Origin of the sequence: Caulobacter sp. FWC2 (assembly GCF_002742625.1) — a bacterium.
Classification (GTDB): domain Bacteria; phylum Pseudomonadota; class Alphaproteobacteria; order Caulobacterales; family Caulobacteraceae; genus Caulobacter.
The window spans coordinates 490,356-515,975 of sequence record NZ_PEBF01000001.1 but is presented as its reverse complement, the minus strand read 5'-3'; the positions used below and the strand labels follow the sequence as shown (position 1 = coordinate 515,975).

The following is a 25,620-nucleotide window of genomic DNA, read 5'->3' as shown; positions in this document are numbered from 1 at the left end:
CGGGCCTGGCCTGCTCCCCTTTTTTATTCAAAGTCGCGACACAGGAGACCTCGCCATGAGCCACGCCCCTTCCCGCAGACTGTTCGGCCTCCTGGCCGGCGCGGCGGCCTGCCTGGCCGCCTTGACCGCCCACGCCGCGCCCGCCGCTCAACCCGCTCCGGCCGCGCCTGGCGGCTGGGTCAACGCCGTGCTGCCGATCCCCGCGCCCAAGGAGCCTGCGGCCTTCGCCCTGCCCGTGGCGAACGCCTTGGCCAATCCCGCTCACGAGGCCTGGGCGCGGCAGGATTCCAGCCAGCGCCTCGTCTATAACGTCTCCCGGCCGAGCCTGACCCTGATGCCGGGCGGCCCGGCGGCCGACAAGGACGCCCCGGCGGTGATCCTGGTCCCCGGCGGCGGCTTCCAGTTCCTGGCCATGGACAACGAGGGCTACGACGTGGCCAAGCGGCTGGCGCCGCTAGGCGTGCGCGTCTTCATCCTGAAATATCGGACCATCCCCCTCCCCGACAGCATCGACGGCTTCAAGGCCGCGCTCGCCGGCACATTCCAGCGCGGCGAAGGCGCCGAGGAGCGGACCCGCCAGACGCCGTACGCCGTCGCCGACGCCCAGGCCGCCATTCGCGCGGTCCGCGATCATGCCCATGAGTGGGGGGTCGATCCCAAGCGCGTGGGCGTTCTCGGCTTCTCCGCCGGCGCGATGACGGTGCTGGGCGCCCTGCAGGCCAATGCGCCGGACGCGCGGGCGGACTTCGCCGGCATGATCTACGGCCCGACCCAGTCGGACGTGGTCCCGCCGAACGCGCCGCCGCTGTTCGCCGCCCTGGCCGCCGACGACCGCTTCTTCCGGTCCCAGGACCTCAGCCTGATCCACAACTGGCGCAAGTCGGGCGCCTCGGTGGAGCTCCATCTCTACAGCGCGGGCGCGCACGGCTTCGCCTCGCGGCCGCAAGGCACGACCAGCGACGCCTGGTTCGACCAGTACGCCCTGTGGCTGAAGGCGATGAAACTGACGCCCTGATCCGAGGTGGCACTACAGGTCCTGTTCGGCCGGCGCGTTCCCCGCGCCGGCCGTTTTCGTTCAGACCATCCAGGCCAGGACCAGACGCTCGGTCCCCAGGATCTCTTCCCGCTCGGCGGTGACCTCCGCGCCATTCAGGACAAGGCGGCGGGTCTCGCCGCGCGGCAGGACCAGCCGCAGGGCGTCGGCCGCTGGCGCGACCTCTCCGCGCCAGCCCACCTGGATCGTCAGCGTGTCCGCGTCGGCCTCGACCTCGAGGGTCCAGCCCTGCGGCGCCGCAGGATCGCGCGGCGCGGCGTCGCTCTCATCGAAGCCGCTCCAGCTCATCTGCCCCGCGCCGGCCGGCGGATAGAGCAGCACGCCGGGGCGCGGCGCAGCGGCGGCGAAACCGGCCGGCGCGAGGTCGACGAACACGCCCGAACCCTCTCTCGCCAGCATCGGCGGCAGACCACTGAGCGGCGCGGCGAGATCGTGTTCCTCGCCCCCTGCATAGGCCTTGTCGTCGCGCAGGTCGCGCCAGACGGTGCCGGCCGGAAGATAGGCGCGCACGGCCTCGACGCCTTGGTCCAGGGCGGGGGCGACCAGCAGGTCCGGCCCCAGCAGGTAGGCGTCGCCGTCCTCCCAGCTCCGAGGATCATCCGCGAAGTCCAGCCATAGCGGACGGGTCACCGGCTCGTAATCGGCATGGTGGCGCCACAGCAGATCGTGCAGCAGCGGCTGCAAGGCCCGGCGCAGCTTCAGCGTCTCGACGATGGCCGGGGTGACCTCCGGATACATCCAGGGCTCGTTGACGGTGCCGTCCGTGTTCCAGCTGTGGATCGAGAAACGCGGCATCACGATCCCGGCCTGCACCCAGCGCAGCAGCAGCTCGGGCTCCGGCGCGGGTCCGGCGAAACCGCCGATGTCGTGGCCGGTGTTGGAGACGCCCGACAGCGCCAGCCCCAGGCCCATCTTCTGATTGAAGCGCAGGGTCTTCCAGGCGGTATAGTTGTCGCCCGACCAGGTCTGGGCGTAGCGCTGCATGCCGGCCATGCCGCTGCGCGTGACCACATAGGGCCGCTCGTTCGGCCGATAGGCGATCTGCGCCGCGCGGCTGGCGCGCATCATCAGGAGGGTCTGCACCGGCCGCTCGGCCGCCGCGTCGCGCGGCGCTCCGAAGCCGGCGATGCGGGCCCGGCGATCCCAGATCTCGTATTCGTTGTTGTCGTTCCAGGTGGAGCGAATGCCGTAGGCCAGCAGTTGCTCGGTCACCTGGGCGCGCCACCAGGCGACGGCGGCGGGTTGGGTGAAGTCGACATAGCTGCCGACCTCGTCCCAGAACTGGCAGACGATCGGATCGCCGTCGGCGTCGCTGACGAACCAGCCCTTCTTGGCCAGTTCGGCATAGCGCGGATGGGTGACCAGCAGGGCCGGCTTGATGTTCGGAACCAGCTCGACGCCGGCCTCGGCATAGCCGCGCACGAAGCCTTCCACGTCCGGGAACTTGTCGCGGTTCCAGTGGAACACGTAGCGCCGGTCGCCGATCGAGGTGTAGCCCGACGACAGGTGGAAGGACTCGCACGGGATGTCGTGGCGGCTGACGCCGGCGATGAACTCGCCCATGCGCTTCTGCGCGTCCGGCGCGTCGGTATAGGTCATGGTCGAGCCGGAATAGCCGAGCACCCAGCGGGGCATCAGCGCCGGCCGGCCGGTCAGCCAGGTGTAGCGGCGGGTGACCTCGCGGGCGTCGGGTCCAGCGATCATGTAGTAGTCGAGGTCGCCGCTCGCGGCCCGCATGTACCGGTAGTGCGGGTGGTAATTGTCGTGCTCGTGGCCAAAGTCGAACACCGGGTCGGCGGTCGTGTCGTAGAAGACCCCGTGCGCCGCGCCCTCGGCGTCGACGACCAGGACGTAGGGGATCGACTTGTACAGCGGATCGTCGGCCGAGGCGTCGTAGCCCATCGGATCCAAGTTGGTCAGGCGGAACCGGCGCCCGGCGCGGTCCATGGCCCCGGCCCGCTCGCCCAGGCCGTAATAGCGCTGGCCCGGCGTCCGCTTGACGTAGTGATAGACGCCCTCGTCCCACCAGCCGAAATTATAGGCCTGGGTCGGGCGGTCCTCGGCGATCACGCGCCAGCCGTCGGGCGTCTGTTGCGACCAGCGGCAGAAGAAGCCCTCGAGCGTGATCTCCAGGCGCAGACGGGAGGTCGCCAGGACCAGGCCTCCGCCCTGCTCCTCCAGCGTGAAGGCGGGCGCGGCGAAGCCCGAGACGTCAATGCGGTCGCGGCCGGGCTCGGCGATGTCGGTCTGTCCGGGGGCGATGGACCAGCTGGGCGGCGAGGTCGGCGCGCCATCGGCCAGCAGCAGGACGCGGATGACGTCCTCTTCCAGCACGAAGACATGGGCGACAGCGCCGGTGTCGGCGCGCAGGGTCATGCGGGGGCCTTCGCGCTCGGCCAGGGCGAAAAGCGGCGGCTGGGCCAGACTAGCCTTACGCACGATCAAGCTTCCTTCACGATGAGATGGCGGCGCATGGCGAACAGCCAGATGGCCCCGATCAGGTCGAAGACGCCCAGGCAGGCGAACAGCGGCGCGAAGCCGATCTTGTCGGCCAGCTGGCCGATCGCCAGCGAGAACAGCAGGCCGCCGGTCCAGCCCGCCATGCCAACCAGGCCGTTGGCCTTGGCGATGTCGCCCTTGGGGAAGACATCCGCCGACAGGGTGTTGATCAGGACGGAGATCACCTGGTGGGCGAAGCCGCCGATGGCCAGCAAGGCGATCGCCGCCATCGGGTGGCCGACGATGCCGACAAAGCCCGGCGCGATCATCAGCACGGCCCCCATGGCCACGCCGGCGATGCGCGAGCCCTCCAGGCTCAGGCCTCGCCACTTCTGCAGAAACGGCGCGAGATAGCCGCCCAGGATGCCGCCGGCGTCGGCCGCCAGGAACGGCATCCAGGCGAACAGGGCGATGTGGGTCAGATCCATGCCCCGCTCCTTGGCCAGGTACAGCGGGATCCAGAACGAGAAGGTCTGCCAGGCCGGCTCGGCCAGGAAGCGCGGCACGGCGATCGCCCAGAACCGGGGCGTGGCGGCGATCGCCTTCAGGGTCGAGGCGCTGGAGGTGACCGGGCGCTGGCCGTCCTCGATCTCAGCGCGCTCGGCGGGCGAGACGAAGCCTGCCTTGGCCGGCGAGCGGTAGAAGCGGAACCACACGCCGGCGAACACCACGCCGATCAGGCCCGTGACGAAGAACGCCGCCTGCCAGCCCCAGGTCTTGGCGACCAGGGCGACCAGAACCGGCGCGATCACCGCGCCGAGCGAGGTGCCGGCGTTGAACCAGCCGACGGCGACGGAGCGCTCGCGATCCGGAAACCACTCGCCGATCGACTTCATGCCGGCCGGGATCGCGGCGGCCTCGGCCATGCCCAGCATGCCCCGGAACGCCGCCAGCGAGGCCCACCCCTTCGCCGCGCCGTGCATCATGTTGGCCACGCTCCAGGCCAGGGCGAACAGAGCGAAGCCCGCGGTCAGGCCAATCTTGTCGATCAGCAGCCCCGCGATCGGCTGCATGACGGTGTAGGCCAGCTGGAAGGCGCCGACGATGTAGCTGTATTGCTCCGTCGTGATCGCCAGGTCTTGCTTCAGCTGCGGCGCCAGGACGCCAAGCGAATTGCGCGCGATGTAATTGATGATCGTGCCGGCGATCACCAGCAGGAGGATGCGCAGCCGCGCCGAGCGCCAAGTCACTGTTCTTCCTGCCCCTTTGATTGTTATCTGAGCAACGAGCGCGCCTGCCCCCAGGGCCGCCCACGGCTAGTCCATCCATGGCCAATTGAGATTGGCCTGTCAATTTCCAAAGAGTGGTCAGGCCACTTTCCGCTCTCGACGATCTTCGTCGATATCGCTTTCCACGACCGTTGACTTCGCGCGAGCGTCAAAAACACGCCTCAGGCGCATTGATCAGTTTTCACAACTGACAATTGATAAATCCACGAATGTCGTTTAAAGAACACCGGTCTTTGGATCTCCGGGGGGAGCATCGGATGCGCGCATTCTATCCTTTTGCCGCCGTTGCGGTCGCCGCGGCCGTTCTAAGTTCCTGCACGACCGATCAGTCGGGGCCTGCCAGGTCTGACCTCGATCAGCTTTGGACGCCTGAACAGATCAAGGTCTGGTACGAGGCCTCGCAGGGATCGCGCTTGCTGCCACTGTCCTGGGCCAGGGCGTTGGAAATGGCCGACGGCACGGAGCCGTTCCTCAGCGCCGCGCACGTCGAACGTCTGCGCTACCTGCCCAATCCCGATACGCCCGGCCTGCCGGTCGGCTTCGTCGTAGATCGCACGCCCTCAAAACAACTGAGCTGGACAGCGATGACGTGGCGCGCCAACCAGCCCGAGGCCGAACCCTGGCTGGGTCTGAATTGCTCGGCCTGCCATACTGGAGAGGTCAGCTACGGCGGGAAGTCCCTGCGCATCCAGGGCGGTCAGGGCCTGGGCGACTTCCAGACGCTGATGTCCGACCTTCGCGCTGCGCTGGTCCGAACCCGTGATGATCCGGCGAAGTTCGATCGCTTCGCCAAGGCCGTTCTGACCGGCAAGGACGCCGAACGCCGCCCCCTCGACACGCCGGAGAACCGCGATCGCCTTGGCCAGGCCCTGGCCAAGCTGGTCGACCACGAGCTGGCCTTGGGCCAGCTCAATCAGACAGACTTGAAGTATGGCTACGGCCGGCTCGACGCCTTCGGCCACATCTACAACAAGGTCGCTTACGTGGTGGCCGGCAAGGATGCGCCGCCGCAGCCGTCCGACGCGCCCGTCAGCTATCCCTTCCTGTGGAACGTCACCCAGCATGATGTGGTGCAGTGGAACGGCATTGCGCCCAACAAGGCGCTGCCCGGCGTCCAGCCGTTCGACATCCTGGCGCTCGGACGAAACGCCGGCGAGGTGATCGGCGTGTTCGCCGACGTTCAGCCCCGCGCCGGCTACCTGAAGGGTTATCGTTCGAGCCTCAACGTCCACAATCTGTCGGCGTTCGAACAGCAGCTGGGCGGCCTGCGTCCGCCGGCCTGGCCCGCCGATGTCTTCGGCGTCGCGCCCAACCACGACCAGATGGTCTCGAACGGGCGGGCGATCTTCACCCAGCACTGTTCCAGCTGCCACGCGATGCTCGACCGGACGGACCTGAAGACCCCGATCGTGGCGAAGATGTCTCTGTTCAAGAGCGACGACCCGCCCAAGACCGACATCTGGATGGCCTGCAACGCCTACACCAAGGCCGCGCCGTCCGGCGTCCTGAAGGGCACGCCCGGTAAGTTCTTCTTCGGCGATCCGCTGGAAGACGAAGAGCAGCTCTCCAGCCTCCTGGCCACGACCGTCGCCGGCGCCCTGTATGATCAGAAGGGGGCGATCGTCAGAACCGCGGCCGCCAGCTTCTTTGGCGTCAACCGCCCCGCCAGGATCACCGCCCCGACCGCGACCCTGACGGAAAAGCAGCGGCTGGAGCAACGCTGCCTGACCGAGGCGAGCAATATCCTGGGCTACAAGGCCAGGCCACTCACCGGCATCTGGGCCACCCCGCCCTATCTCCACAACGGCAGCGTCCCAACCCTCTACGACCTCCTGCTGCCCGAGGCCCAGCGGCCCAAGACCTTCCTGGTCGGCGCCAGGGCCTACGATCCCAAGAAGGTGGGCTACGTCTACACCCAGGCTCCCGGCAACGACTTCACCTTCGACACCAAGCTGCCGGGCAACTCCAACACGGGCCACACATACGCCTCCGGTATCTTCGAAGGCCCGGACGGCGAGACCCGGCGCTGGGAGCTAATCGAGTACATGAAGACGCTCTGAGTCATGGGCTCGCTCAGCAAAATCCTCGTCGCGCTCCTCTCGGCCTGGATGGTCGCTGGCGCCTGGTCCTGTGCGGCCGAGCCGGAGTCCGAGCTTGGTCGCCCCGCGCCAGTCGCCCGACCGCAAGGCGACGTCACGTTTCTGGCCGCCCTCGATCTACCCCAGCTGGGCGACGCCTATCGACCGCAGTTGCGCGGCGGTCAGGACGCCGTCCCAACCGAGTGGCCGGCGTCGTTCTATTTCAAGTTTTCCACCGCGGAGGGCCCTCGAGCCTGCACCGCGGCCCTGATCGGACCGCGCGTCATGCTGACCGCCGCCCATTGCCTGCCGATATCGGGTGCGGTCTCATTCCAGTTCGGCCGCGACAGTTACACGACCAAATGCGCGCCCCACCCAGCCTATCCCCATGACCCTTCCGCCGACTTCGCCCTGTGCGAGATCCTCGACAAGCCGTTCAACGCGCCCGAGCAGTTCAAATACGAGAGCATTCAGAAGGCCTCGATGAGCGCAGCGGTCGGCAAGGACAAGTTCGTGCTCCTGACAGGCTTTGGCTGCCGCAGCGATCGTGTCGATGCCGCCCAGAACTTCGATGGCGCCTATCAGATCGGCTACGCGGAAATCGACGAGTCATCCGCCTCGGCCACCAAGCGTCGCGGCGCGGAGTACTACGCGCCTGTCGAGAACAACAACCTGTTCACCGTCTATGACGACAGCGTCATTCACGCCAACCTCTGCCCCGGGGACAGTGGGGGGCCGGCGTTCATTCTGACCGGCGGAAATGGTCCGGTGACCCAGTTTCGGGCCATCATCGCGGTCAATTCCCGCACCTTCTACAACAAGACCGGCACCCGTTACCGTGACTCCCTGTTGTCCGCGACCGGGGGGCCTGATTTTCGCACATGGGCGACGCGCTGGCTGGGAGACCGGCTGAAAGCGTGTGGTTTTGAACGCAATCCCGGATCTAGCCTATGCCGCTGAGCTCGCGCGCTATCATCGCCGGACTGGCCTTCTGGGTCGGGGGGACGCCATCGCTGGCCGCGGCCGAAACGCCACCGCCCACCGAGTACGCGGTTCGCGCCGATCCCAAATATGCCGACCGACTGAACCCCCTGTTCGGCAAGATCGCCAAACCGACTGAGTACCGGCTTCCGGCCGGCGAAACGGTGATGCATTTCTTCGACAGGATCTGCGACCGGGTTCCCGACGCCGGCGACTACCGCATGATCAATCAGGACGGGGCAGCCGTCGTGACGGCCCAGCCCTGCCTCCGGGTTCGACGCGGCGTGCAGGTGCGCATCGCCAAGGGCGACTATCTCGAACCGGTCGCCGTGCGCCTTGGCCTGGCGCCGCAGAGCTGGCGCACCTTCAAGCTCAAGCCGGCGCCGACCAGCGCGTCCCAGAGCCTGAACGCCAGCGCCATTCCCCAGCTCGTCGTCACCGCGCCGCTGGTTCCGGAATGGACCGACATCGCCGTCGATCCCACCCAGATCCCGGATCGCAAGGCGCTCGTGGGGCTGGTTGCCAAGGCGATGTACTGCAAGGAGCCGCCCGAGGACTGCCTGGCGAAGCGCGGCGTGCTGGTGTCCCAGAAGGCTCTGCCTACGAAGCCCGCCATCGCCCCGGCCGCGCCCTCCCCCAAGTCCGAAAGCCCGGCGAAGACGCCGACGCCATCGGAACTGGAAAATCATGACCAAGCCGCGCAGCCGCGGCTCATACCTGCCCGCTGGACGGTCTCGCCAGTCGGGTTGTCAGCGGCCTTCCGTCAAGATCAACCGCCCGCGCCGACCCAGGCCCCCGATGTGCAGGTCGCCCCAGATCAGTGGCCCTATGACCCCGTCCTGGTCGCCAAGCTGCTCGCGGCGCTCAAGGCCAAGGCCAAGCTCCTGCCAGCGAGCAGGGTCGGGGTAGAGGACATCGGGCTGGCGGACCGAAGGGGCGCGCCCTTCTCCTCGTCGATGTTCTACGTTTCCGACGAAGACGCGGCGACCGCCGCCGATCCCGACAGCGGCGTGGCCGACAGCGATCCCGTGGCGGTGTTCGGTGTGGGATCAGGCGTCGCGCGCCCAGGCGTTCGGGCCCTGGGACCTTCGCGCGACGTGGCGCTCTGCGCTTCGGGGCTGAATACGTCCGGCTGGACACCGGATGCTCGACGTTTTGCCAGTCACGGCGCGGTCGTGACCTCGCTGGCGAGCGGCTATCCGTTGCGCTCGGCCTTTCCGGACCTCGATCCCGTTCTGCCTCAGGTCGCATTCTATCGCCTGGCCCCGGAAACCTGCTCCCCAGACGACAAGGCGGTGATCGGCGACGCGGAGATGACGAACGGGCTCACCTATCTCCTCGGTCGCGCCGACATTCTGAACCTGAGTTACATCAGCGACTCGTCCGCCTCGGACTCCCTGGTCAGCGCGATCAAGTCCAATCTGATCTTTCGCAAGCACCTGCTCTTCTTGCCCGCGGGGAACCAGCGCCTACTCAGCGACGACGAAATCGACAACGCGCCCTGCCCTCAGTGCCTGGTCAACCCCAACGGAGACTCGGTCATCCGAGAGCAGACCGTCGTGGTCGGCGCCGCCACGCGGGACCTCCGACGGGCCAACTACTCGGGACTGATCCCCGATCTGGTCAATCTTTACGCGCCGGGCGAGCCCATCGGCGCCCTGGATATCGGCGGCGCCCTGTTCGATCCCAAGGACGCGGCGACCTCGTTCGCAGCGCCCTACGGAGCCTTTGGGGCCGCGCTTCTGCAGACCATCGGCGTCGAGTTGCGCTGGACGTCAATGGCCGCGATCCGCGCCCGCCTGATGCTCTCGACCTGGTCGCCGATCAACGGCGCCGACCCCCGCCAGGCGCGCGTGCTCGACCTGATCAAGGTCGCCGCAGCCCGCTACAACACCGTCGAGGTCATCGACCGGAGCGATCCGCTTCACCCGGTGCTGCGCGACTATGTCGGCGTCGTCATGAGCGGGACCGAGAACATCTGCGGCGCGAAGATCGAGGCCAAGGTTCAGGCCGTCCACCTGGGTGCTGACGACGGTCAAGCCAATCGCAAGGTTCGATCCTTCCTGCGGGACTTCAACCCGAACTCCAGCACGTTGAAATCAAGCGCTCGCCTCTGCCAGCCTTCCGGAGAGATCACGTTGCGCGAGTTGGACGGGCGCGATCGAAAGATCGACGTCGCGACGATCACGCAAATCCTGTTTTCCTGGAATGCAACGCCGCTACCGATCGAACCGGCGGCCGCGTCGCCGCGCCTGACCTTGCAATGGCCCGTTCCGGCCCGCCGGGATGCGGGCGGATTTGCGGCTCCGAGGGCGACATGGATCGCGTTCCGCCCGGACACAAACTGAGAATAATCGCCAGGTTCCTCATCCTCACGGTCGGGGCGCAGAGCGATGACGGAAGCGCTCATCAACAGCCTCTGCAAGGCCCTGCTGCCCCGCCGATAGGTCGCGCCGACAGAGGAGCGGGTTTCGTTTCCCAATGCGGACATCGGCGTCCGCCAATTCCACAGCGCCCCTATGCGCGCCCTGGGCTGGACCAATGCGTCAGGGCGCGGTGATCTGGGCGATGATCGGGAAATGGTCAGAGATAGCCTGGCCGCCATCCGTATCGGTCAGGGTGGCGAAGCGCAGAACCCGCAAGGCGCGGTCGACGAAGACGTAGTCGATAGGTCCCGTCGGCGGGACGCCCGGCGAGAAGTCGTTGAAGGTGCCCGCTGGCCCAAAGACCACGGGACTCGCATCGCGCGCATCCCGCAGCCCGCCGACGCCGGATGTCAGGCCCTCGTGCGGCGGCTCGCCAGGCGCGCTGTTGAAATCGCCGAGCACGACCAGACGCGCGCCGGGCCAGGCAGCCTGGTCGCGTATCTGCTGGGCGCAGAGCCGCCGCGACTCCGCGCCCACATGATCGAGATGGGCGTTGCGCACGTCCAGCAGCACGCCGCTGGCGCGATCGCGCAACACGACCCGCGCATAGGTTCGCGGCAGCGCCGCGTCATACGCCTTGCCCGGCCGCTCGGGCGTCGGCGAGCACCACCGGGTCTGCGCCAGCAGTCGCTCGAACCGGGCGCTGCGATAGAAGATGGTCGTGGTTTCGCCAGCCTTGTCGCCATCGTCGCGCCCGACGCCGTAGTGCGCGTAGTCCGGCAGCGCCGCTGACAGGTCCGCCACCATCGGCGCCAGCGCTTCCTGCAGGCCCAGAATGTCCGGCGAGAAGAAGCTGATCTGCCGCGCCATCGGCCCCAGACGGGCGCGCCAATCGGGCCGGTCGTCAGGATTGTCGTAGCGGATGTTGTAGCTCATCACCCAGAACGAGGGCGGCGCGGCCTGCGCGGCGACCGGAAGGACAGCCATCGCGACGAGGGCGGCCAGAGCGACTTTCAAGATATTCCGGAGCATGGCGGCCTCCTTAGGCCGCGATGACGACGGTCGCGCGACGGAAGGCTTCGGCGAACGGCGCATCCAGCGGCTTGTCGGTCACCAGGATGTCGACCGCCTCCGCAGAGGCCGTCCGGATGAGGCCAAGGCGACCGAACTTCGTGTGATCGGCGGCCAGCAGCACCCGGTCGGCGCGCTCGTAAACGATCCGGCTGATGGCCGCCTCGCGGGCGTGCCGATCTGTCAGGCCGTGATCGGCATGGACGCCGCCGACGGTCAGGATCGCCAGATGCGGCGTGAACTGGGACACATAGGCCTGGGCGACGTGGTCGGAAAAAGCCTTGTAGTCGTAGTCCAGCTCGCCGCCGGCCAGGAACAGGCTATTGCCGTCGCGCCCGCCCAGGGTCTGGGCGACGACCAGCGAATTGGTGATCACCTTCAGTTCGCGGCGCACGCCGGCCAGCGCGCGCGCCACGTAACAGGCCGTGGTGCCTGCGTCGATGAACAGGGTGTCGCCATCTCGAACGAACGGCGCTGCAGCCGTAGCGATACGGGTTTTCTCCGCCAGGTTCTCCTGCATGCGCCGATCGTGCGGCCCTTCGCTGGAGACGGCCGCCAGCTGCACCGCGCCGTGCGTCCAGACCACCGCGCCCCGCGCCTCGAGCACCCGCAATTCGCGGCGGATCGTCTCCTCGGAGACTTCCAGCTCCTGGGCCAGTCGACCGATAGCCCGGCTTTCACCGGGCTTCAGCTTGCGGAGTATTTCGCGCTGACGATCCTGACGCCTGAGCATGCCATTCCCCCTGTCGCCGGCTCGCACACCGTTTGTGGTAATTCTGATGATATGATGTGACTTTTGTCGAGGCCGAAGTGTGAACGAGTGACAAATAGCGCACAAATGTCACATCCCTGTCTCAACCGCCCCTTATGAGCCGCGCCGTCGCGAACAGCGAACCAAGTCAGGGGTGTGGTCATGAAAGAGTGGATTGGCGAGGGCGCCAAGCGTCCGCGCGGGCAAGCAGGCAAGTCGATCAAGGCGGCGCTGTTGGCGGGGGTCTTTGGCCTGGCCGGAGCGAGCGGAGTCCACGCCGAGGCGGCCGCGCCGTCGGCCGAGCCGACCGACACGATCGACTCCCTCGTGATCGTCGCCAAGCGCAATGACGCGGCCAAGACGCAGATGCGCGCTGCGAACGCGATCGCGGTGCTGTCGGCGGAAGATCTCGAACACACGGCCGTCCACAACGTCGCCGAAGCCCTCGGCATGATGCCCAGCGTCAACGTGATGAACACCGGCTCGTCGTTCTTCGGCGGCATCGACGGCGCCTCGCGCGGCGAAGGCATGTTCGTCTCGATCCGCGGCCTGAACGCCGAGTTCAACGTCAATATGATCAACGGCGTGACCGTGGCGCAGGGCATGCCCTACAGCCGCCAGGTCCAGCTGAGCCTGATGCCGCCCTCGGGCCTGCACACGATCGTGCTGAACAAGACCTCGACCGCCGACATGGACGGCGACGCCATCGGCGGCACCGTCGACTTCCGCACCCCCTCGGCCTTCGACTTCCACGACGATTTCTCGGGTTCGATCACCGCCTCGGGCCGGGTCGAAAGCCGCGCGCGCGACTATGGCGACAAGGGCCTGGGCGGCGGCCTGTCGGCCGAACTGGCCAAGAAATTCGGCCCGGACAACAGCTTCGGCCTCTATGCCAGCGCCTTCTACGACAAGCGGAACTACGCCAACAGCGAGATGGCCGGCGTCATGGCCGCCCAGAACGACGGCGGCTGGAGCTACCTGGTTCGCAACGCTGCCGGCGCCAGCTATCCGGGCCTGAATCCCGAGAAGAACATCACCCAGACGGGCGTGAACTTCGGCGTCTCGAACGGCTACACCGAGCGCTGGGGCGGCAACTTCACCCTGAACTGGCGCCCGGACGCCACGCTGGACGCCTATCTGCGCGGCTCCTACGCCTACGCCAAGACCCAGCAGAACTCGACGCTCAGCCAGTTCGTCAGCACCAGCAAGAGCTACAAGGAGGCAGTTGCCGGCAGCGGCCGCTACGCTCTCAGCGTCGACGCCATCTCCACCCGCGTCTGGTACGAAACCAACCCCGAGGAGGCCGATCTGGCCACCCTGCAGGCGGGCTTCGACAAGACGCTGGGCGCCTGGACGCTCTCGCCCCAGGTCTTCTACAGCGAAGGCGCCAACGACCGTCCGAACCACATCGAAGCCTCGGCGCGGATCAACCAGAGCGACAAGTACAACAGCGGCTCCAATCGTCCCCTTGGAGGCTTGTCGATCGGCTATGCCGACAACCTGCCCTATCCGCTGTTCACCTCCACGATCTACGACGATCTGAACAACGCCAACACCGCCCTGCTGGCGCGGCGCGCGGGCCAACTGACCGAGCAATACAGCGGCCAGCAGAAGTACGGCTTCAAGTTCGACGCCAAGCGCGTGTTCGAGGGCGGCGCCCTGCAGTGGATCAAGCTGGGCGGCAAATATGCCGACAGCCACCGTCGGGTGACCAACCGCGACTGGACGAACGATCACTTCGCCAACCTGATCGGCCAGGGCGGCCTGACCTGGCAGAGCCTCGGCCTCTCCACCAGCTACTACGACGCGGTGTTCCCGGGTAAGTACGAGTGGCGGGTGCCGAAGGTCAGCCAGGAGAAGCTGTTCGAGTACTTCTACAAGTACAAGACCGCCGCCTCGTTCGACACCTGCGGCTCCAACGCGATCAACAACTACAACTGCAACACCCAGAAGGGCGACGAGGCCGTGGCCTCGATCTACGCCGTCGCCGACTATCAGTTCGGCGATGTCGAGGTTTCGCCGGGCCTGCGCTACGAGCACAGCAAGATCGACAATACCTATTGGGCGATCCCCACCACCAGCGCCGGCGAGCAGACGGGCGATTGGGCCAAGAGCAACACCGAATATAATGAAGTGCTGCCCAGCGTGTTCGTGACCTGGCGCCCCGACGACGCGGCCGTCTATCGCGGCTCGGTCTGGACCTCGTACACCCGCCCGGCCTTCATCCAGCTGGCCGGCGGCGAGCGCCGCTCGATCAGCGACGACGGCAGCGTCTCGATCTCCCGGGGCAATCCTGACCTGAAGCCGATCAAGGCGATCAACCTCGACCTGTCGGGCGAGTGGAGCAACAGCAAGGGCGGCTACGCCATGCTCGGCGGCTTCTACAAGCGCCTGTCGGACTACATGTACGACAACGGCTCCAGCTCGGTGAACACCGACACCTACGCCGAGGGCAAGACCACGATCAGCCAGCCGACCAATGGCGGGAATGGCGACGTGTACGGCCTGGAAATGCAGCTGCGCCAGAAGTTCTCGGACCTGCCGGGCCTGCTCAGCGGCTTCGGCGCCGGCGTCAACGTCACCCGGCAGTGGACCAGCGTCGACCTGGGCGACGGCGTCGACAACCGCATCCAGAACGCGCCCGACTGGCTAGCCAACGCCCAGCTGTTCTACCAGAAGGGCGGCTTCAGCTTCGACGTGATGTACCGTTACACGGGCGCCTACGTGGCCGGCTATGACGTGCTGGATCAGCCCGGCGAGTGGGACAACCTGTGGGTCCGCCCGATGCGTCGCGTCGACCTGCACGTTGGCTATGCGTTCGACAACGGCTTCAAGCTCGACCTCTCGGTCTCCAACCTGCTGAAAAACTACAGCTACTGGTCGCACATCGGCAAAGACAGCCTGGCCCTGTCGGACGTCGTCGACTCCGGCCGGACCACGCTGCTGACGCTCAAGAAGAGCTTCTGACGGCGCCACGGTCCCCGGCGCTACGAAGACGCGATGCGCTCCTCCCGCGAGGAGCGCATCGCTGCATTTGGACCAGACCCCGCAGAGGATTGCCCATGCTCGGCCTTCGCTCCCGCCGCCTGATGGCGCAAGTTCTGCTCGCCTGCGCGGCCCTGGCCTGCGCCAACGCCAGCCAGGCCGCCTCTCCGCGCGTGGAGCGCGTCGTCATCATCATGCGCCACGGCGTGCGCGCGCCGATCATCGGCGAGGCGCCGCTGGACACCCAGACCGGCGCCCCCTGGCCGACCTGGCCGGTTCCGCCCGAGCACCTGACGGCGCGCGGTGCCAAGGCGCTCGAGATCCTGGGACGCTCGGACCGCCGCTGGCTTGCCGACCTGGGGGTCCTGCCCGCGCGAGGATGCCCCGCCGAGGGCCAGGTGCGGATCTGGACCAACACCGCCCAGCGCACGATCGCCAGCGGCGAGGCCTTCGCCCAGGGCCTGACGCCCGGATGCGGAACCCGTGTCGGCCATCGCCCGCAAGGCGAAGTCGATCCGCTGTTCGAGCCTCTGCGCGCGGGCGTCGCCCCGTTCGATCCGGCCGCCGCCATCGCCTCGATCCAGGCCTATACGGGCGGGGTCGATCGCGTGGCCGCGCGCCTAAAGCCGGCGCTCGACGAACTGGACCAGGTGCTGGACTGCGGCGCGGCCAAGCCCTGCTCGCCCCGCCGCGCCTCCACCGTGACCCCGTCGGCGGACGGAAGCGGGATAGACCTGACCGGTCCGGTGCGCGACGCTTCCGGCACAGCGCAGGTGCTGCTCCTGCAATATGTCGAGGGGCTGTCGCCCGCCCACAAGCGCTGGCGCGCCATCAAGCCCAGCGCCCTGAAGCGCCTGGGCGCGCTGCACGCCGCGCTGTTCGACGTCTTCACGCGCTCGCCCTACATGACGGCGCGCCAGGCCGGCCCGCTGAGCAAGCGGGTGCTCGAGGCCTTCGATGCGCCGGGAGCCGGCGGCGTCGACGTTTTCATGGGCCACGACACCAATGTCACGGCCATGGCGGCGGCGCTCGGCGCCACGCTCGACGCACCCGGTTACGCCACGGGCGACGTTCCGCCCGGCGGCGCGCTCATGTTCATGAGCCTCGTGGACGACGCGGGAAACCGATCGGTTCGCGTCTACTACCAGACCCAGTCGCCAAAGACATTGAGACGGCTGGGCGCCCGCGTTTCGAGGCCCGTGATCGCCGTACCCGGCCACGAACGCAACGCCATCCCGCTGGAAGAATTCCGCCGCCGCCTCACTGCCGACCAGCCTCGAAGCATAGAGCTAAGCAATTGATATTATTGAATTTATAATGCTGTCGACTTGAGAGGAACCGCGTACTGCTTGGAAACGAATTTCGGCTTCCCGCATCCTGCCTCTCTATGGCGGCCGTGTGGGGCCAACTTAACGCTGGCCGCGCAACCTATTGAAATTGAAAAGGGCGGCAAGTTCGTGTCGCTGCAACTTGGGTCAGGCCAGCGTTAAGTTGCAACGACACACGGCCACTGGCGGCCCAGGAGGGACTCGAACCCCCGACCTTCGCTTTAGGAAAGCGCTGCTCTATCCTGCTGAGCTACTGGGCCTCTGCGTGCGAGGCGCAGGGTCAATAGCGCAAGATGGCGGGCGTGCGAAGCCTGTCCGCACGGCTTGGGCGGAGCTTCCGGGGGACGAACGCGGTGCGGCATCTGAAATCGATCTATGTCCAGGTTCTGATCGCCATCGCGCTCGGCATACTGGTCGGCGCGCTGTGGCCTAAGGTCGGGATAGCGGTGAAACCGCTGGGCGACGGCTTCATCAAGCTGATCAAGCTGGTGATCGCGCCGGTGATCTTCTGCACCGTGGCTGGCGGCATCGCGCGGATGGGCGACATCAAGGCGTTCGGCCGGGTGGGGGTTAAGGCCCTGCTCTATTTCGAGGTGGTCTCGACCTTCGCGCTTGTGCTGGGCCTGCTGGTCGGCCGCACCCTGAAGCCCGGCGCCGGCTTCAACATCGACCCCAAGACGCTCGATCCGTCGATCGCCGCCGGCTATCTGGAGAAGGCCAAGCACGGCGAGGGCCTGGTCGCCTATCTGCTGCACCTGATCCCGGACACCTTCTTCGGGGCGTTCTCCGAAGGCAACCTGCTGCAGGTGCTGCTGATCGCCATCCTCACGGGGTTCGCCTGCACGCGGCTGGGCGACTTCGGCGACAAGGTCGCCAATGTGCTGGAAGACGCCGCCAAGCTGTTCTTCGGCATCATCCAGGTGGTGGTGCGCCTGGCGCCGCTGGGCGCGTTCGGGGCCATGGGCTTCACGATCGGCAAGTACGGGATTGGCGCGCTGATCCAGCTGGGCGCGCTGGTGGCGACTTTCTACATCACCTCGCTGCTGTTCGTGCTGGTGGTGCTGGGCCTGATCGCGTGGGCGTGCGGCTTCTCGATCCTGCGCTTCCTGGCCTATATCCGCGAAGAGCTGCTGATCGTGCTGGGCACAAGCTCGTCGGAGAGCGTGCTGCCGCAGATGATGCTGAAGCTGGAGAACGCCGGAGCCCGCCGCTCGGTGGTCGGCCTAGTCATTCCGACCGGCTACAGCTTCAATCTGGACGGCACCAACATTTACATGACCCTCGCCACCCTGTTCCTGGCCCAGGCGACCAACACCCATATCACCATGGGCCAGGAGCTGGCCCTGCTGGGTGTGGCGATGCTGACCTCGAAGGGCGCCAGCGGCGTGACGGGCGCGGGCTTCATCACCCTGGCCGCGACCCTGGCGGTCGTGCCCGATATCCCGATCGCGGCGCTGGCCGTGCTGGTCGGCGTCGACCGCTTCATGAGCGAGTGCCGGGCCCTGACCAATCTGGTCGGCAACGGGGTGGCGACCCTAGTCGTCGCGCGGTGGGAAGGCGCCCTGGATCGGGACCGTCTCAGGCAGGTCCTGCACGGCGAAAGCGCGGCTCCGGGAGCCGCCGCGCCCTGATCGCCACGCCAGGGTCATGCGGGGCTCTTGGGCGCCTCAGCGTTCAAAGCGCAGGACCAGGATCTGGTTGATCTGCTTGGCGTCGTAGTTGTCGTCCGAGGCCAGCACCAGCGTCCGCGCGCCGTCCGCCTGGCGCGGTCCCCAGGCCATGGCCTCAAGGTTGTCGATCCGGATCCCGAGGCTGTCGAAGTTCAGCAGCAGCCGCTTCTCCACCGGCCGAACCGGCGTCGCCAGCAGGCTTTCGACCTTCGACACGTCCTCAGCCTTGCCCACGTCGGCCAGGTAGAGCCGGACGTGGTAGCTGTAGCGGCCATCGGCCTGCTTGATCCCCGAGCGCTCCAGCACCAGCAGGCGATGATCGTCCAGGGCCAGGATCTCGCTGACCCCGTTGTCGCCGACACCCACGGGCGAAGCGACCTGCACCGGGTCAATGCGATAGGCGTACTGCGCCACCAGCTTGCCCGCGCGATCCAGACGGCTCAGTCGGGTCAGCCCGCCCTCGGCCACCGAGGGGATTGGCCCGTCCTGAACCAGGGGCCACTCCATCGACACCCAAAGGGATCGTCCGTCGGCGGACCAGCTGATCCCTTCGGTCGTGGCGTTCTTGCGCGCGCCGGTCTTGCCGCCGTCGTGGAAGGTCAGGGCGTCGGGGACGACCTGCCGCGCGACGGGCGTCCCATCCGCCTTCACGCGACGGATGGCCGGCGGATAGCCGTGGTCGAAGTCGCCTTCGGTCGACCAGACGAGCTCCGCGTTCAGCGGGTCGAAGCGAATCGCCTCGCCGTCCGCGGCCTCGGTCCCGGCCTTGCGATCGGGAAAGGTCAGGCCGTCCTCGCGACGCAGCGGGACCATCGCCGTCAGTGCGGGGCCACAGGCTTGGCCCGGCCGCGCGTCGAGCTTGCCCAGGAAGAAATGCGACGGGCCGTGCTCGGACTTGTCGTCGCTGATGAAGGCCCAGAGCCTGGTGCGCGGATCGTAGTCGATGCCCGAGATACCGCCATAGCCGCCGCCCTGGACTTCGATCCCCTTCGGCGTCTCGCAGGCCTTGAGCAGCGACACGCGCGGCACGGCCATCGCCGGGGTCGCGACCAGCAGAACGGCCAGCAGCAGAGCTTTCACAGCAACAGCTCCCCTATGGCCATTGGCGCGTCGTCCCAGCCCGCCATCGGCCGCTGGGCGTCGGCGCGCTCGACGGCGATCGTCAGCTTGCGACGGAACGCGTCGGGGTCGATCGAGAACGGCTGCGCCTGGGCCTCGATGCTGTGCAGCCGCGCCCGGCCGTCGGCGGGCAGGATGTAGCCGATGTCGTGGCGGCGGAAGTTGCCGATCCGCGACTGCACCTCGACCAGCCAGTTCAGTGACACCACCTGGCAGCCCTCCGGCGACAGCAAAGCATTGTGCAGGCCCGAGCCGAATTCGCCGGCCACGACCCGCGCGCGGGAAAAGATCCGGGCCTGTTCCTCCCATGGGATGGTTTCAGGCCGCAACAGGGTGAGGCCCAAGTCCTGGGCGACCGCCTCGATCTCGGCTTCGTTCTCCATCTCGCGGAACGATTGCGGCGTACGCACCCCGCCCCGGCTGACGAAGATCTTGTCGATCGCGCCGGCGCGCGGCCAGGCCAGCACCTCGCGCTCCAGCCCCCAACGCAGGAAGTCGTGGAACTGGTAGTCCTTGTGCAGCATGTGCGGCAGCAGGACCGCGCCGATCTCGACCGCCTCGTCGCGATGGTCGTAGGTGACGATCTCCTGGTCCGGCAGCATCGAGCGCACGATCCGCGCGACATAGCCCGGCGCGGTCGACGGCAGCACCAGCGGGGCGGTGATCCCGGCCGCATTGAGGGCGCGGATCAGGAAGAGCTTCGGATACATCTCGGTCAGCCAGTGACCCCAGACATAGTTGAAGTGGCTGATCACGAAGGCCCGGTCGAGGCGGATGCGCGGCCTTGCCTGGAAGTCCCAAGCCTCCCGCGTGATGTCGTTCTCGTACCAGTGGCGGATGTAGAAGGGATATGGCCCCTCAGCATAGACGAGCTGTCCGTCCAGCTTCAGGTGCGCGCCGGTGCCGCCAGCGACAACACTGTGCGCGACCAGCAGGTCGATCTCGGGCGCGACCAGGCCGTCCAGGTCGTGCATGGCGTTCAGAAGGTCGCCGGCGCAGGGCCAGAGCATCGGGCGCGGCGGGATCGGGCCGCTCGAGCCCATCAACTTGACGCGCGCGGCGCGGTGAACCCCGCTCAGCGCCTCCGCCATCGAGACCCGGTCGGCGGCCGAGATGTCGACGAAGGCGGCCATGGACCTAGAACGCGCCGTCGAGGAAGGCCAGGAACCCGGGCAGGTCCAGCCGCCAGCGGAATTCCGAGGCCGGACGAAGCTCGCCCTCCATCAGGATTTCGGTCTCGCTGAGCGGCGACGGCGCGAAGAAGCCCCGCCAGTCGACGCCGGCCAACAGGGCGATGTTGCGCACCCAGACGCCGGTGAAGTTGCTGGGCTCGATCTCGATCAGCGTCGCGCCGGGCTTGCAGAAAAGCACATTGGCCAGGGCCGCGCCGGCCGGGGCGACGATGGTCTCCGCGCGGTGGAAGAGAGCGATTTGGTCGCGGACCGACAAGGTCTCTGGGCGCACGACCGTAAAGCCTCGCGCTTCCAGGGCGGCCTCCAACTCGGCCTCGTTGACCAGCACCCGCTTCAGCGAGCCCAGGCGGCTGATGTAGAGGCGCTTGGGAGCGGCCGGGTCATCCGTGATCGCCGAGGCGGCCAGGACGCGCTCGCGCACGGCGTCCAGCGGCGGGCCGGGCGCGTGCAGGAAGTGATCCATCGGCGTCGTGAACACCGCCTCGCCTAGGCGCGCGACCGGTGCGTCGATCACGGCCGGCGTCAGGCCCAGCAGGGCCAGAAGTTCGGCCTGCCAGGGCAGCAACGGCGGGGCGACGGGCGGATGGCTGGCCAACGCGCCGGCCTGCTCCGCCGCCAACAGGGCCGGCAGGCAGTCGATCAGGAAGTGGCCATAGTTGTGCAGGCCTCCCCAGGCCATGAATACCGTGGCCCTCGGAAGGGTCGGCGCGTCCGCCGGCGGGACGAACACCGTGGTCTCGCCCTCGCGACGCGTGTGCGGCAGGGCCGCCAGGGTCGGCGTGAGGTAGAGGGCTTCGTGCACCGAGCTCTTGAAGACCTGTCCGGCCTGATCGAATACGGCGCCGAAGGCCGGTGCGTGCCAGACGTCCGCGACGCGGACGAGGTCCACGGCCGAGCGCAGGACGCCGCCAACACCGTCGGCCCAGGCGGGCGCATCGACGCCGCCGCTCTTGCCTTCCAGCCGTGCGCGGGCTTCGGGGTCGTCGAGCACGGACTGTTCGAAGACGGGACCGATCACGCCGGCCGGGCCGGCCATGGGGGCGTCGACGCGGGTCAGGACCGCCCGCTCCTCGACCACCGCCAGCGGCACGCCCGGGGCCGGCCGCGGCTCGGGGACCATGGCCTTCAGCTTACGCTTCACCTGGCGCGCGAGACGGACCAGCTTGCTCACAGTTCGAAGCTCGCGCGATAGCCGGCGCGGGCGACGATGGCGGCGGTCAGGCGCTCGATCGCGTGGGCCGTGGTGCCGTCCACCCGGCCCAGCTCCGGCTCGAAGCCGATCTCGGCGTCGGTCAGGTCGGACAGCGGCGCGAAGGCCTCGGTCCGTCCCCAGAACATCGAGCCGGCCGCGAACGGCGTCTCGGGCCGGGGCTTCAGGCCCATGCGTGCGGTCAGACGCTCGACGGCCACGCGATTGTTGTCCATCACGTCCGGATCGCCGATCCGCATTCGCGCTTCCGACGAGGCCAACAGGCCTAGCTGAGGATCCTGGGCGAAGGCGCGCAAGGCCAGGGCCGCAGCCTCACCGCCCAGCAGGCCATCGACCAGCTCGGCCCGCCACTGGTCGCCCTTGGCGCGGTGCGGCGAGCGCTTGGAGTGCAGCTTGCAAAACACCGAATAGCCCAGAGCCTTGGCGCGACGCAGGGTCTCGACGAACGGCCGGATGTCGCGGCCGCGGTTCTCGGCGATGGCCAGGTGCGCGGCTGGGAACGCCTCACGAGCCCGCGCCAGATTTGCCTCGTCCCAGGTCTCCGGCACGGTGATCATCAGGTCCAGCACCCCGGTCGTGGCGGCCAGGCGCTCGGCGAACCAGTCGATCAGTTCCGGGTAGAAGAGATGCAGCAGGGTCACCGCCTCGGCGCGCTTGACGAAGCCGGCTTGAGCCGCCGCGACCAGCGGATGGGCGTCCGTCAGGCGTGGCGCATAGGCGGCCAGCGCCGTGCGGGTGGCGTGCAGATAGCCGTGGCCGAACCAGCGGTCGGGCTCGAGATAGGCGCCCTCCCCCCACTCGTTCCAGGCGTTGACGAAGACCATCGCCTGGCCGGCCGGATGCTTGGCCTCCGCGTGCTTCAACGCGCCCGACAGCCAGGTCAGGTAACTTTCCGGATCGGCGTTGTGGAAGGCGTGGCCGGCCCACGGCTTGCGGGCTTGGTTGTCCCAGCCCGGCATGACGCCCGGCACGAAGGCGTTCGGAACCGCCGCCAGCTCGTCCAGCTTGGACTGCACAACGGTGGGATAGTCATAGACCTTGCCGGTGAAGTTGGCGTGCAGCGGCGTGACCGAGCGCGTGATCTCGCCCTCGACGATGGCGTGGGGCGGGAAGTCGATGATCCCGTCGAAACCGTGCGACGCATAGTCCTGGAAGCCGAAGGCCGTGGTGCACAACAGGTGCAGCTCGCCAAGGCCCATGGCTAGCGCCTGCGCGCGCCAGCGGTCGGTGGTGGCCCTGGAGTCCGGCAGGATCTCGGGGCGGTACAGCACCAGCACCGGCTTGCCGCCGACCTTCAGGTAGCGCGGGTCGCGGATGTAGCGGGCCATGTCCTCGAACACGGCGCGGTCGTCCTCGGGCGAGTGGTCCTGGCCCATGAGCACGTCGCTCTCGTCGCCGTCCCAGCGCCGCGTCCAGTTCTCGTTGGCCCAGCAGAGGGCGAACGGCAGGTCCAGGGTCGGATCAGCCAGATAGAGCTCGATCGGCCGTTCCAGCAGGCGTTTGCCGGCGAACCAGTAGTAGTGGAAGCAGAAGGCCGAGACGCCCGCGCCCTTGGCCAGCTCGATCTGCTGGGCCAGCACCTCGCGCTGACGCAGGTCGTAGAAGCCCAGATCGGCCGGCAGGCGCGGCTGGTAGTGGCCCAGGAACTGGGGCTGGGCCTTGGAGACGTTGGTCCACTCGGTGAAGCCCTTGCCCCACCAGACATCATTCTCCGGGAACGGATGAAATTGCGGGAGATAGAAGGCCACCACCCTCGGCGCGTCGGCCGGCAAGGTGATCGGCGCGGCGATCGGGGCGGCGAAGTGTGGGCTGCGCAGGTTCTTCGACACCGCGATCGCGTGAGCGTAGGTCGCCTGCACCGGTCCGGCGTCGCCGCCGACGCAGGGCGCTCGCGAGCCCTGCAGCGCCGCCCGGCCGCGACGCCAGAGCGCGCCGGCCGGCTTGCGCAACGGGCCCAGCAACGGCTTGACCGCCTGGATCGCCGCGCCCTTCAGGCCGCGCGGATCCTTGCCCAGGTCGCCGATGCGCGTAACCTTGAAGTCGGACACGGTGAACCGACACGCGCCTTCGGACGGGTCAAGGCGCACGCCGATCAGCTGGAAGCTGCGCGCCGGCAGCGAGGCGAACCAGCCGTCCGGCCCGGCCTTCAGTCGCGTGTAGGAATCCTCGGAAAAGCCGTCGCCCCAGTCGGCATACAGCGCCGGCCCGACCAGCTCGCCTTCGGTCGCTTCGAGCTTGAGGTCGATCCGCACGGCCTTGGCCGCGCGTAAGCCCGCGCGTTGCTCGCGGGTCGGGGTCCAGACCATCTGCGGATCACCGCCGGCCGCCGCCAGGATCGTCCGGCCCTGGGCGTCGAGGCCCTGGACCGTGACGTCGCGGCCGGGCTTGAGGCCGCCCGACATCACCTTAGGCGGCAGCGTGCTCATGCCTTGCCCGTCAACCGCGCGATCGTCCGCGCCAGGAACCCCTTCGGCGCGTTCGGGTCGCGTTTGCGGATCACCACCGCCGCCTGCCAGAACTGGGCCGGATCATCGACATAGCGCACCACTTCGCCGCCGTGCGGGGCGGCTTCCTTGGCCACGAACTTCGTCGTCACCACCGCCTCGCCATAGACGTCAGGCTCGCGATAGTCGCCGCCGCCCGAGGCCAGGTAGCAGATGCCCTCGCTGGCGAGGTCGGCGCGCAGCTTGGGCAGCTGTTCCTTGTAGATCGACAAGGCCGCCATCCAGGCGTTTTCGGCGTCGGGCGCGATGGCCTCGACCATGTCCAGGAAGCGCGGCGGCTCGACCGTGAACACCAGCTGTCCGCCGGGGGCCAGAACGCGCAGCAGCTCGGCCAGCCAGGCGCGGAACAGATGCGGCGGCAGGTGGGTGAACACCGAATAGGCGGTGACCAGTCGGAACGTTCCGTCCGCGAACGGCAGCGGCTGGCCATTGGCGATGGCCTCGAAGCGGCCCGGCAGATCGGCCCCGGCGCAGAAGGCGACCATGTCCGGATCGATATCGACCCCGACCATGTCCTTGGCGTCGAAGTCGCGCAGGAAGAACCGACCGATCCGGCCCCAGCCGCAGCCGAAGTCCAGATAGCCCTGCCCCGTCGAGCCCTTGTAGGCGCGGTCGGCCATGGCCTCCTGGGCGAAGGCGTAGAACTTGCCGGCCTCGTCCAGGGCGTCCTCATAGGCCGAGCCGACAAACTGGCGCTGGATCTCGGCCGACGGGAAGTCGGGATAGGTGAGACCGCTTTGGACGCGCTCGACGACCGAGCGCTTCAGGCGCGCCAGCCAGACCTCGGGCGCGAGGCCGCGAAGATCCTGGTGGGCGAGAAGACGGGGGGTCATGCGGCAGTGGTCTCACGGTGGACGAGCCAGTCCTCGGTTGAGCCGAGGAAGACGATCTTGCCGGCCTGCAGCTCGCAGACCCGGTTGCAGACCCGGCGGACCAGGTCGTGGTCATGGGTGGCCAGGACGACGATCTTGGCGTCCTCGACCATGCGCTGCATGCGGTCGGCGGCCTTCTGCACGAAGGCGGCGTCGCCGGCGCTGAGCCACTCGTCCAGCACCAGGATGTCGGCCTCGAACTCGGTCGCCACCGTGAACATCAGGCGCGCCAGCATGCCGGCCGAATAGGTGCGGACCGGCAGATGCAGAAAGTCGCCCAGGCCCGAGAACTCGGCGATCGCGTCGACGCGGCTGTCGATGACCTTGCGCGGCAGCCGGCGCATCAGGCCCAGCTTGTGGATGTTGCGAAGGCCGGTGGCCTCCATGTCGATACCGGCGTTGATGGCGATCATCGAGGTGATGTCGCCGTCGATCGACAGCTCGCCCCGCGTCGGCGAATAGATGCCGGCGATGACCTTGAGCAGGGTAGTCTTGCCCGAGCCGTTGTGGCCGACCAGGGCGATACGGTCGCCCTCGACGATGTCGAGATTGATGTCGTGCAGAGCCTTGACCGCGGCGACGTCGCCGGCGGCCTTATACATCTTGCCGCCGACCGCGAGGTTGAACACGGCGCTGCGCAGCGACTGCGAGCGCAGGCTGTAGACGAAATAGTCGAGATCGACGTTCGTCAGCTTGATCTGATGCGTCAT

The 25,620-nt window shown here is 67.8% G+C and carries 17 protein-coding genes and 1 tRNA gene; 7 read left to right on the top strand and 11 right to left on the bottom strand.

The window, feature by feature from the left end; translation table 11 throughout:
* The first annotated feature begins 55 nt into the window (after positions 1–55).
* Positions 56–1,015, top strand: a complete 960-nt coding sequence (locus CSW62_RS02540; RefSeq protein WP_099575637.1) for an alpha/beta hydrolase — start codon at positions 56–58, stop codon at positions 1,013–1,015.
* 60 nt (positions 1,016–1,075) lie between these two features.
* On the opposite strand, the gene CSW62_RS02535 is transcribed toward CSW62_RS02540, so the two are convergent.
* Both CSW62_RS02535 and CSW62_RS02530 read right to left on the bottom strand, forming a co-directional pair.
* On the bottom strand, positions 1,076–3,493 hold the full coding sequence (locus CSW62_RS02535; protein WP_099582146.1) for a TIM-barrel domain-containing protein: 2,418 nt from the start codon (positions 3,491–3,493) through the stop codon (positions 1,076–1,078).
* A gap of 2 nt (positions 3,494–3,495) precedes the next feature.
* Complete coding sequence (locus CSW62_RS02530) at positions 3,496–4,743, bottom strand: MFS transporter (RefSeq protein WP_099575636.1); 1,248 nt, start codon at positions 4,741–4,743, stop codon at positions 3,496–3,498.
* Positions 4,744–4,991: 248 nt separating this feature from the next.
* On the opposite strand from CSW62_RS02530, the gene CSW62_RS02525 reads away from it, so the two are divergent.
* The 3 genes from CSW62_RS02525 to CSW62_RS02515 are packed head-to-tail and all read left to right on the top strand — an operon-like array spanning position 4,992 to position 10,189.
* A complete protein-coding gene (locus tag CSW62_RS02525; protein ID WP_369827418.1) occupies positions 4,992–6,842 on the top strand; it encodes a di-heme-cytochrome C peroxidase in 1,851 nt (616 codons plus the stop codon).
* Between the two features lie 3 nt (positions 6,843–6,845).
* Positions 6,846–7,820 carry a trypsin-like serine protease gene (locus CSW62_RS02520; protein ID WP_099575634.1) on the top strand — a complete coding sequence of 325 codons (975 nt, stop codon included), beginning with the start codon at positions 6,846–6,848 and terminating at the stop codon, positions 7,818–7,820.
* On the top strand, positions 7,811–10,189 hold the full coding sequence (locus CSW62_RS02515) for a S8/S53 family peptidase (protein ID WP_099575633.1): 2,379 nt from the start codon (positions 7,811–7,813) through the stop codon (positions 10,187–10,189). Before CSW62_RS02520 ends, CSW62_RS02515 begins: the two co-directional genes overlap by 10 nt.
* 198 nt (positions 10,190–10,387) lie before the next feature.
* Here the strand turns inward: CSW62_RS02515 and CSW62_RS02510 are convergent, their stop codons facing one another.
* Together CSW62_RS02510 and CSW62_RS02505 are read right to left on the bottom strand one after the other, a co-directional pair.
* The gene (locus CSW62_RS02510) at positions 10,388–11,239 is read right to left on the bottom strand and encodes an endonuclease/exonuclease/phosphatase family protein (RefSeq protein WP_099575632.1); all 852 of its coding nucleotides are present in this window, start codon (positions 11,237–11,239) and stop codon (positions 10,388–10,390) included.
* Positions 11,240–11,249: 10 nt separating this feature from the next.
* Positions 11,250–12,011 (bottom strand): DeoR/GlpR family DNA-binding transcription regulator, encoded by a 762-nt coding sequence (locus CSW62_RS02505; protein ID WP_099575631.1) that lies wholly within the window; start codon positions 12,009–12,011, stop codon positions 11,250–11,252.
* Positions 12,012–12,191: 180 nt separating this feature from the next.
* Here CSW62_RS02505 and CSW62_RS02500 point away from each other — a divergent pair, with 180 nt between their 5' ends.
* Both CSW62_RS02500 and CSW62_RS02495 read left to right on the top strand, forming a co-directional pair.
* Positions 12,192–14,996 carry a TonB-dependent receptor gene (locus tag CSW62_RS02500; RefSeq protein WP_099575630.1) on the top strand — a complete coding sequence of 935 codons (2,805 nt, stop codon included), beginning with the start codon at positions 12,192–12,194 and terminating at the stop codon, positions 14,994–14,996.
* 95 nt (positions 14,997–15,091) lie between these two features.
* The gene (locus tag CSW62_RS02495; protein ID WP_099575629.1) at positions 15,092–16,315 is read left to right on the top strand and encodes a histidine-type phosphatase; all 1,224 of its coding nucleotides are present in this window, start codon (positions 15,092–15,094) and stop codon (positions 16,313–16,315) included.
* Between the two features lie 210 nt (positions 16,316–16,525).
* On the opposite strand, the gene CSW62_RS02490 is transcribed toward CSW62_RS02495, so the two are convergent.
* Positions 16,526–16,602 (bottom strand) — tRNA-Arg (locus tag CSW62_RS02490).
* Between the two features lie 102 nt (positions 16,603–16,704).
* On the opposite strand from CSW62_RS02490, the gene CSW62_RS02485 reads away from it, so the two are divergent.
* Positions 16,705–17,973 carry a dicarboxylate/amino acid:cation symporter gene (locus tag CSW62_RS02485; protein WP_199170701.1) on the top strand — a complete coding sequence of 423 codons (1,269 nt, stop codon included), beginning with the start codon at positions 16,705–16,707 and terminating at the stop codon, positions 17,971–17,973.
* Between the two features lie 36 nt (positions 17,974–18,009).
* On the opposite strand, the gene CSW62_RS02480 is transcribed toward CSW62_RS02485, so the two are convergent.
* From CSW62_RS02480 to CSW62_RS02455, 6 genes are read right to left on the bottom strand one after another with little or no spacing between them, the layout of a single operon-like run.
* Entirely contained in the window at positions 18,010–19,092 is a 1,083-nt protein-coding gene (locus CSW62_RS02480) for an esterase-like activity of phytase family protein (RefSeq protein WP_233206594.1), read from the bottom strand.
* Positions 19,089–20,264, bottom strand: coding sequence for a DUF563 domain-containing protein (locus CSW62_RS02475; RefSeq protein WP_099575627.1), 1,176 nt, complete (start codon positions 20,262–20,264; stop codon positions 19,089–19,091). Before CSW62_RS02475 ends, CSW62_RS02480 begins: the two co-directional genes overlap by 4 nt.
* Positions 20,265–20,268: 4 nt before the next feature.
* The gene (locus tag CSW62_RS02470; RefSeq protein WP_099575626.1) at positions 20,269–21,495 is read right to left on the bottom strand and encodes a DUF563 domain-containing protein; all 1,227 of its coding nucleotides are present in this window, start codon (positions 21,493–21,495) and stop codon (positions 20,269–20,271) included.
* Complete coding sequence (locus tag CSW62_RS02465) at positions 21,492–23,960, bottom strand: glycoside hydrolase family 99-like domain-containing protein (protein WP_099575625.1); 2,469 nt, start codon at positions 23,958–23,960, stop codon at positions 21,492–21,494. The genes CSW62_RS02470 and CSW62_RS02465 overlap by 4 nt, the downstream gene beginning before the upstream one ends.
* Positions 23,957–24,871, bottom strand: a complete 915-nt coding sequence (locus tag CSW62_RS02460) for a class I SAM-dependent methyltransferase (protein ID WP_099575624.1) — start codon at positions 24,869–24,871, stop codon at positions 23,957–23,959. The genes CSW62_RS02465 and CSW62_RS02460 overlap by 4 nt, the downstream gene beginning before the upstream one ends.
* On the bottom strand, positions 24,868–25,620 hold the full coding sequence (locus CSW62_RS02455; protein ID WP_099575623.1) for an ABC transporter ATP-binding protein: 753 nt from the start codon (positions 25,618–25,620) through the stop codon (positions 24,868–24,870). Before CSW62_RS02455 ends, CSW62_RS02460 begins: the two co-directional genes overlap by 4 nt.

Coding starts and splice junctions, on each gene's coding strand:
- CSW62_RS02540 (WP_099575637.1), top strand. CDS start 56: ATGAGCCACGCCCCTTCCCGCAGACTGTTCGGCCTCCTGGCCGGCGCG.
- CSW62_RS02525 (WP_369827418.1), top strand. CDS start 4,992: ATGTCGTTTAAAGAACACCGGTCTTTGGATCTCCGGGGGGAGCATCGG.
- CSW62_RS02520 (WP_099575634.1), top strand. CDS start 6,846: ATGGGCTCGCTCAGCAAAATCCTCGTCGCGCTCCTCTCGGCCTGGATG.
- CSW62_RS02515 (WP_099575633.1), top strand. CDS start 7,811: ATGCCGCTGAGCTCGCGCGCTATCATCGCCGGACTGGCCTTCTGGGTC.
- CSW62_RS02510 (WP_099575632.1), bottom strand. CDS start 11,239: ATGCTCCGGAATATCTTGAAAGTCGCTCTGGCCGCCCTCGTCGCGATG.
- CSW62_RS02505 (WP_099575631.1), bottom strand. CDS start 12,011: ATGCTCAGGCGTCAGGATCGTCAGCGCGAAATACTCCGCAAGCTGAAG.
- CSW62_RS02500 (WP_099575630.1), top strand. CDS start 12,192: ATGAAAGAGTGGATTGGCGAGGGCGCCAAGCGTCCGCGCGGGCAAGCA.
- CSW62_RS02495 (WP_099575629.1), top strand. CDS start 15,092: ATGCTCGGCCTTCGCTCCCGCCGCCTGATGGCGCAAGTTCTGCTCGCC.
- CSW62_RS02475 (WP_099575627.1), bottom strand. CDS start 20,264: ATGGCCGCCTTCGTCGACATCTCGGCCGCCGACCGGGTCTCGATGGCG.
- CSW62_RS02465 (WP_099575625.1), bottom strand. CDS start 23,960: ATGAGCACGCTGCCGCCTAAGGTGATGTCGGGCGGCCTCAAGCCCGGC.
- CSW62_RS02460 (WP_099575624.1), bottom strand. CDS start 24,871: ATGACCCCCCGTCTTCTCGCCCACCAGGATCTTCGCGGCCTCGCGCCC.
- CSW62_RS02455 (WP_099575623.1), bottom strand. CDS start 25,620: ATGACGCATCAGATCAAGCTGACGAACGTCGATCTCGACTATTTCGTC.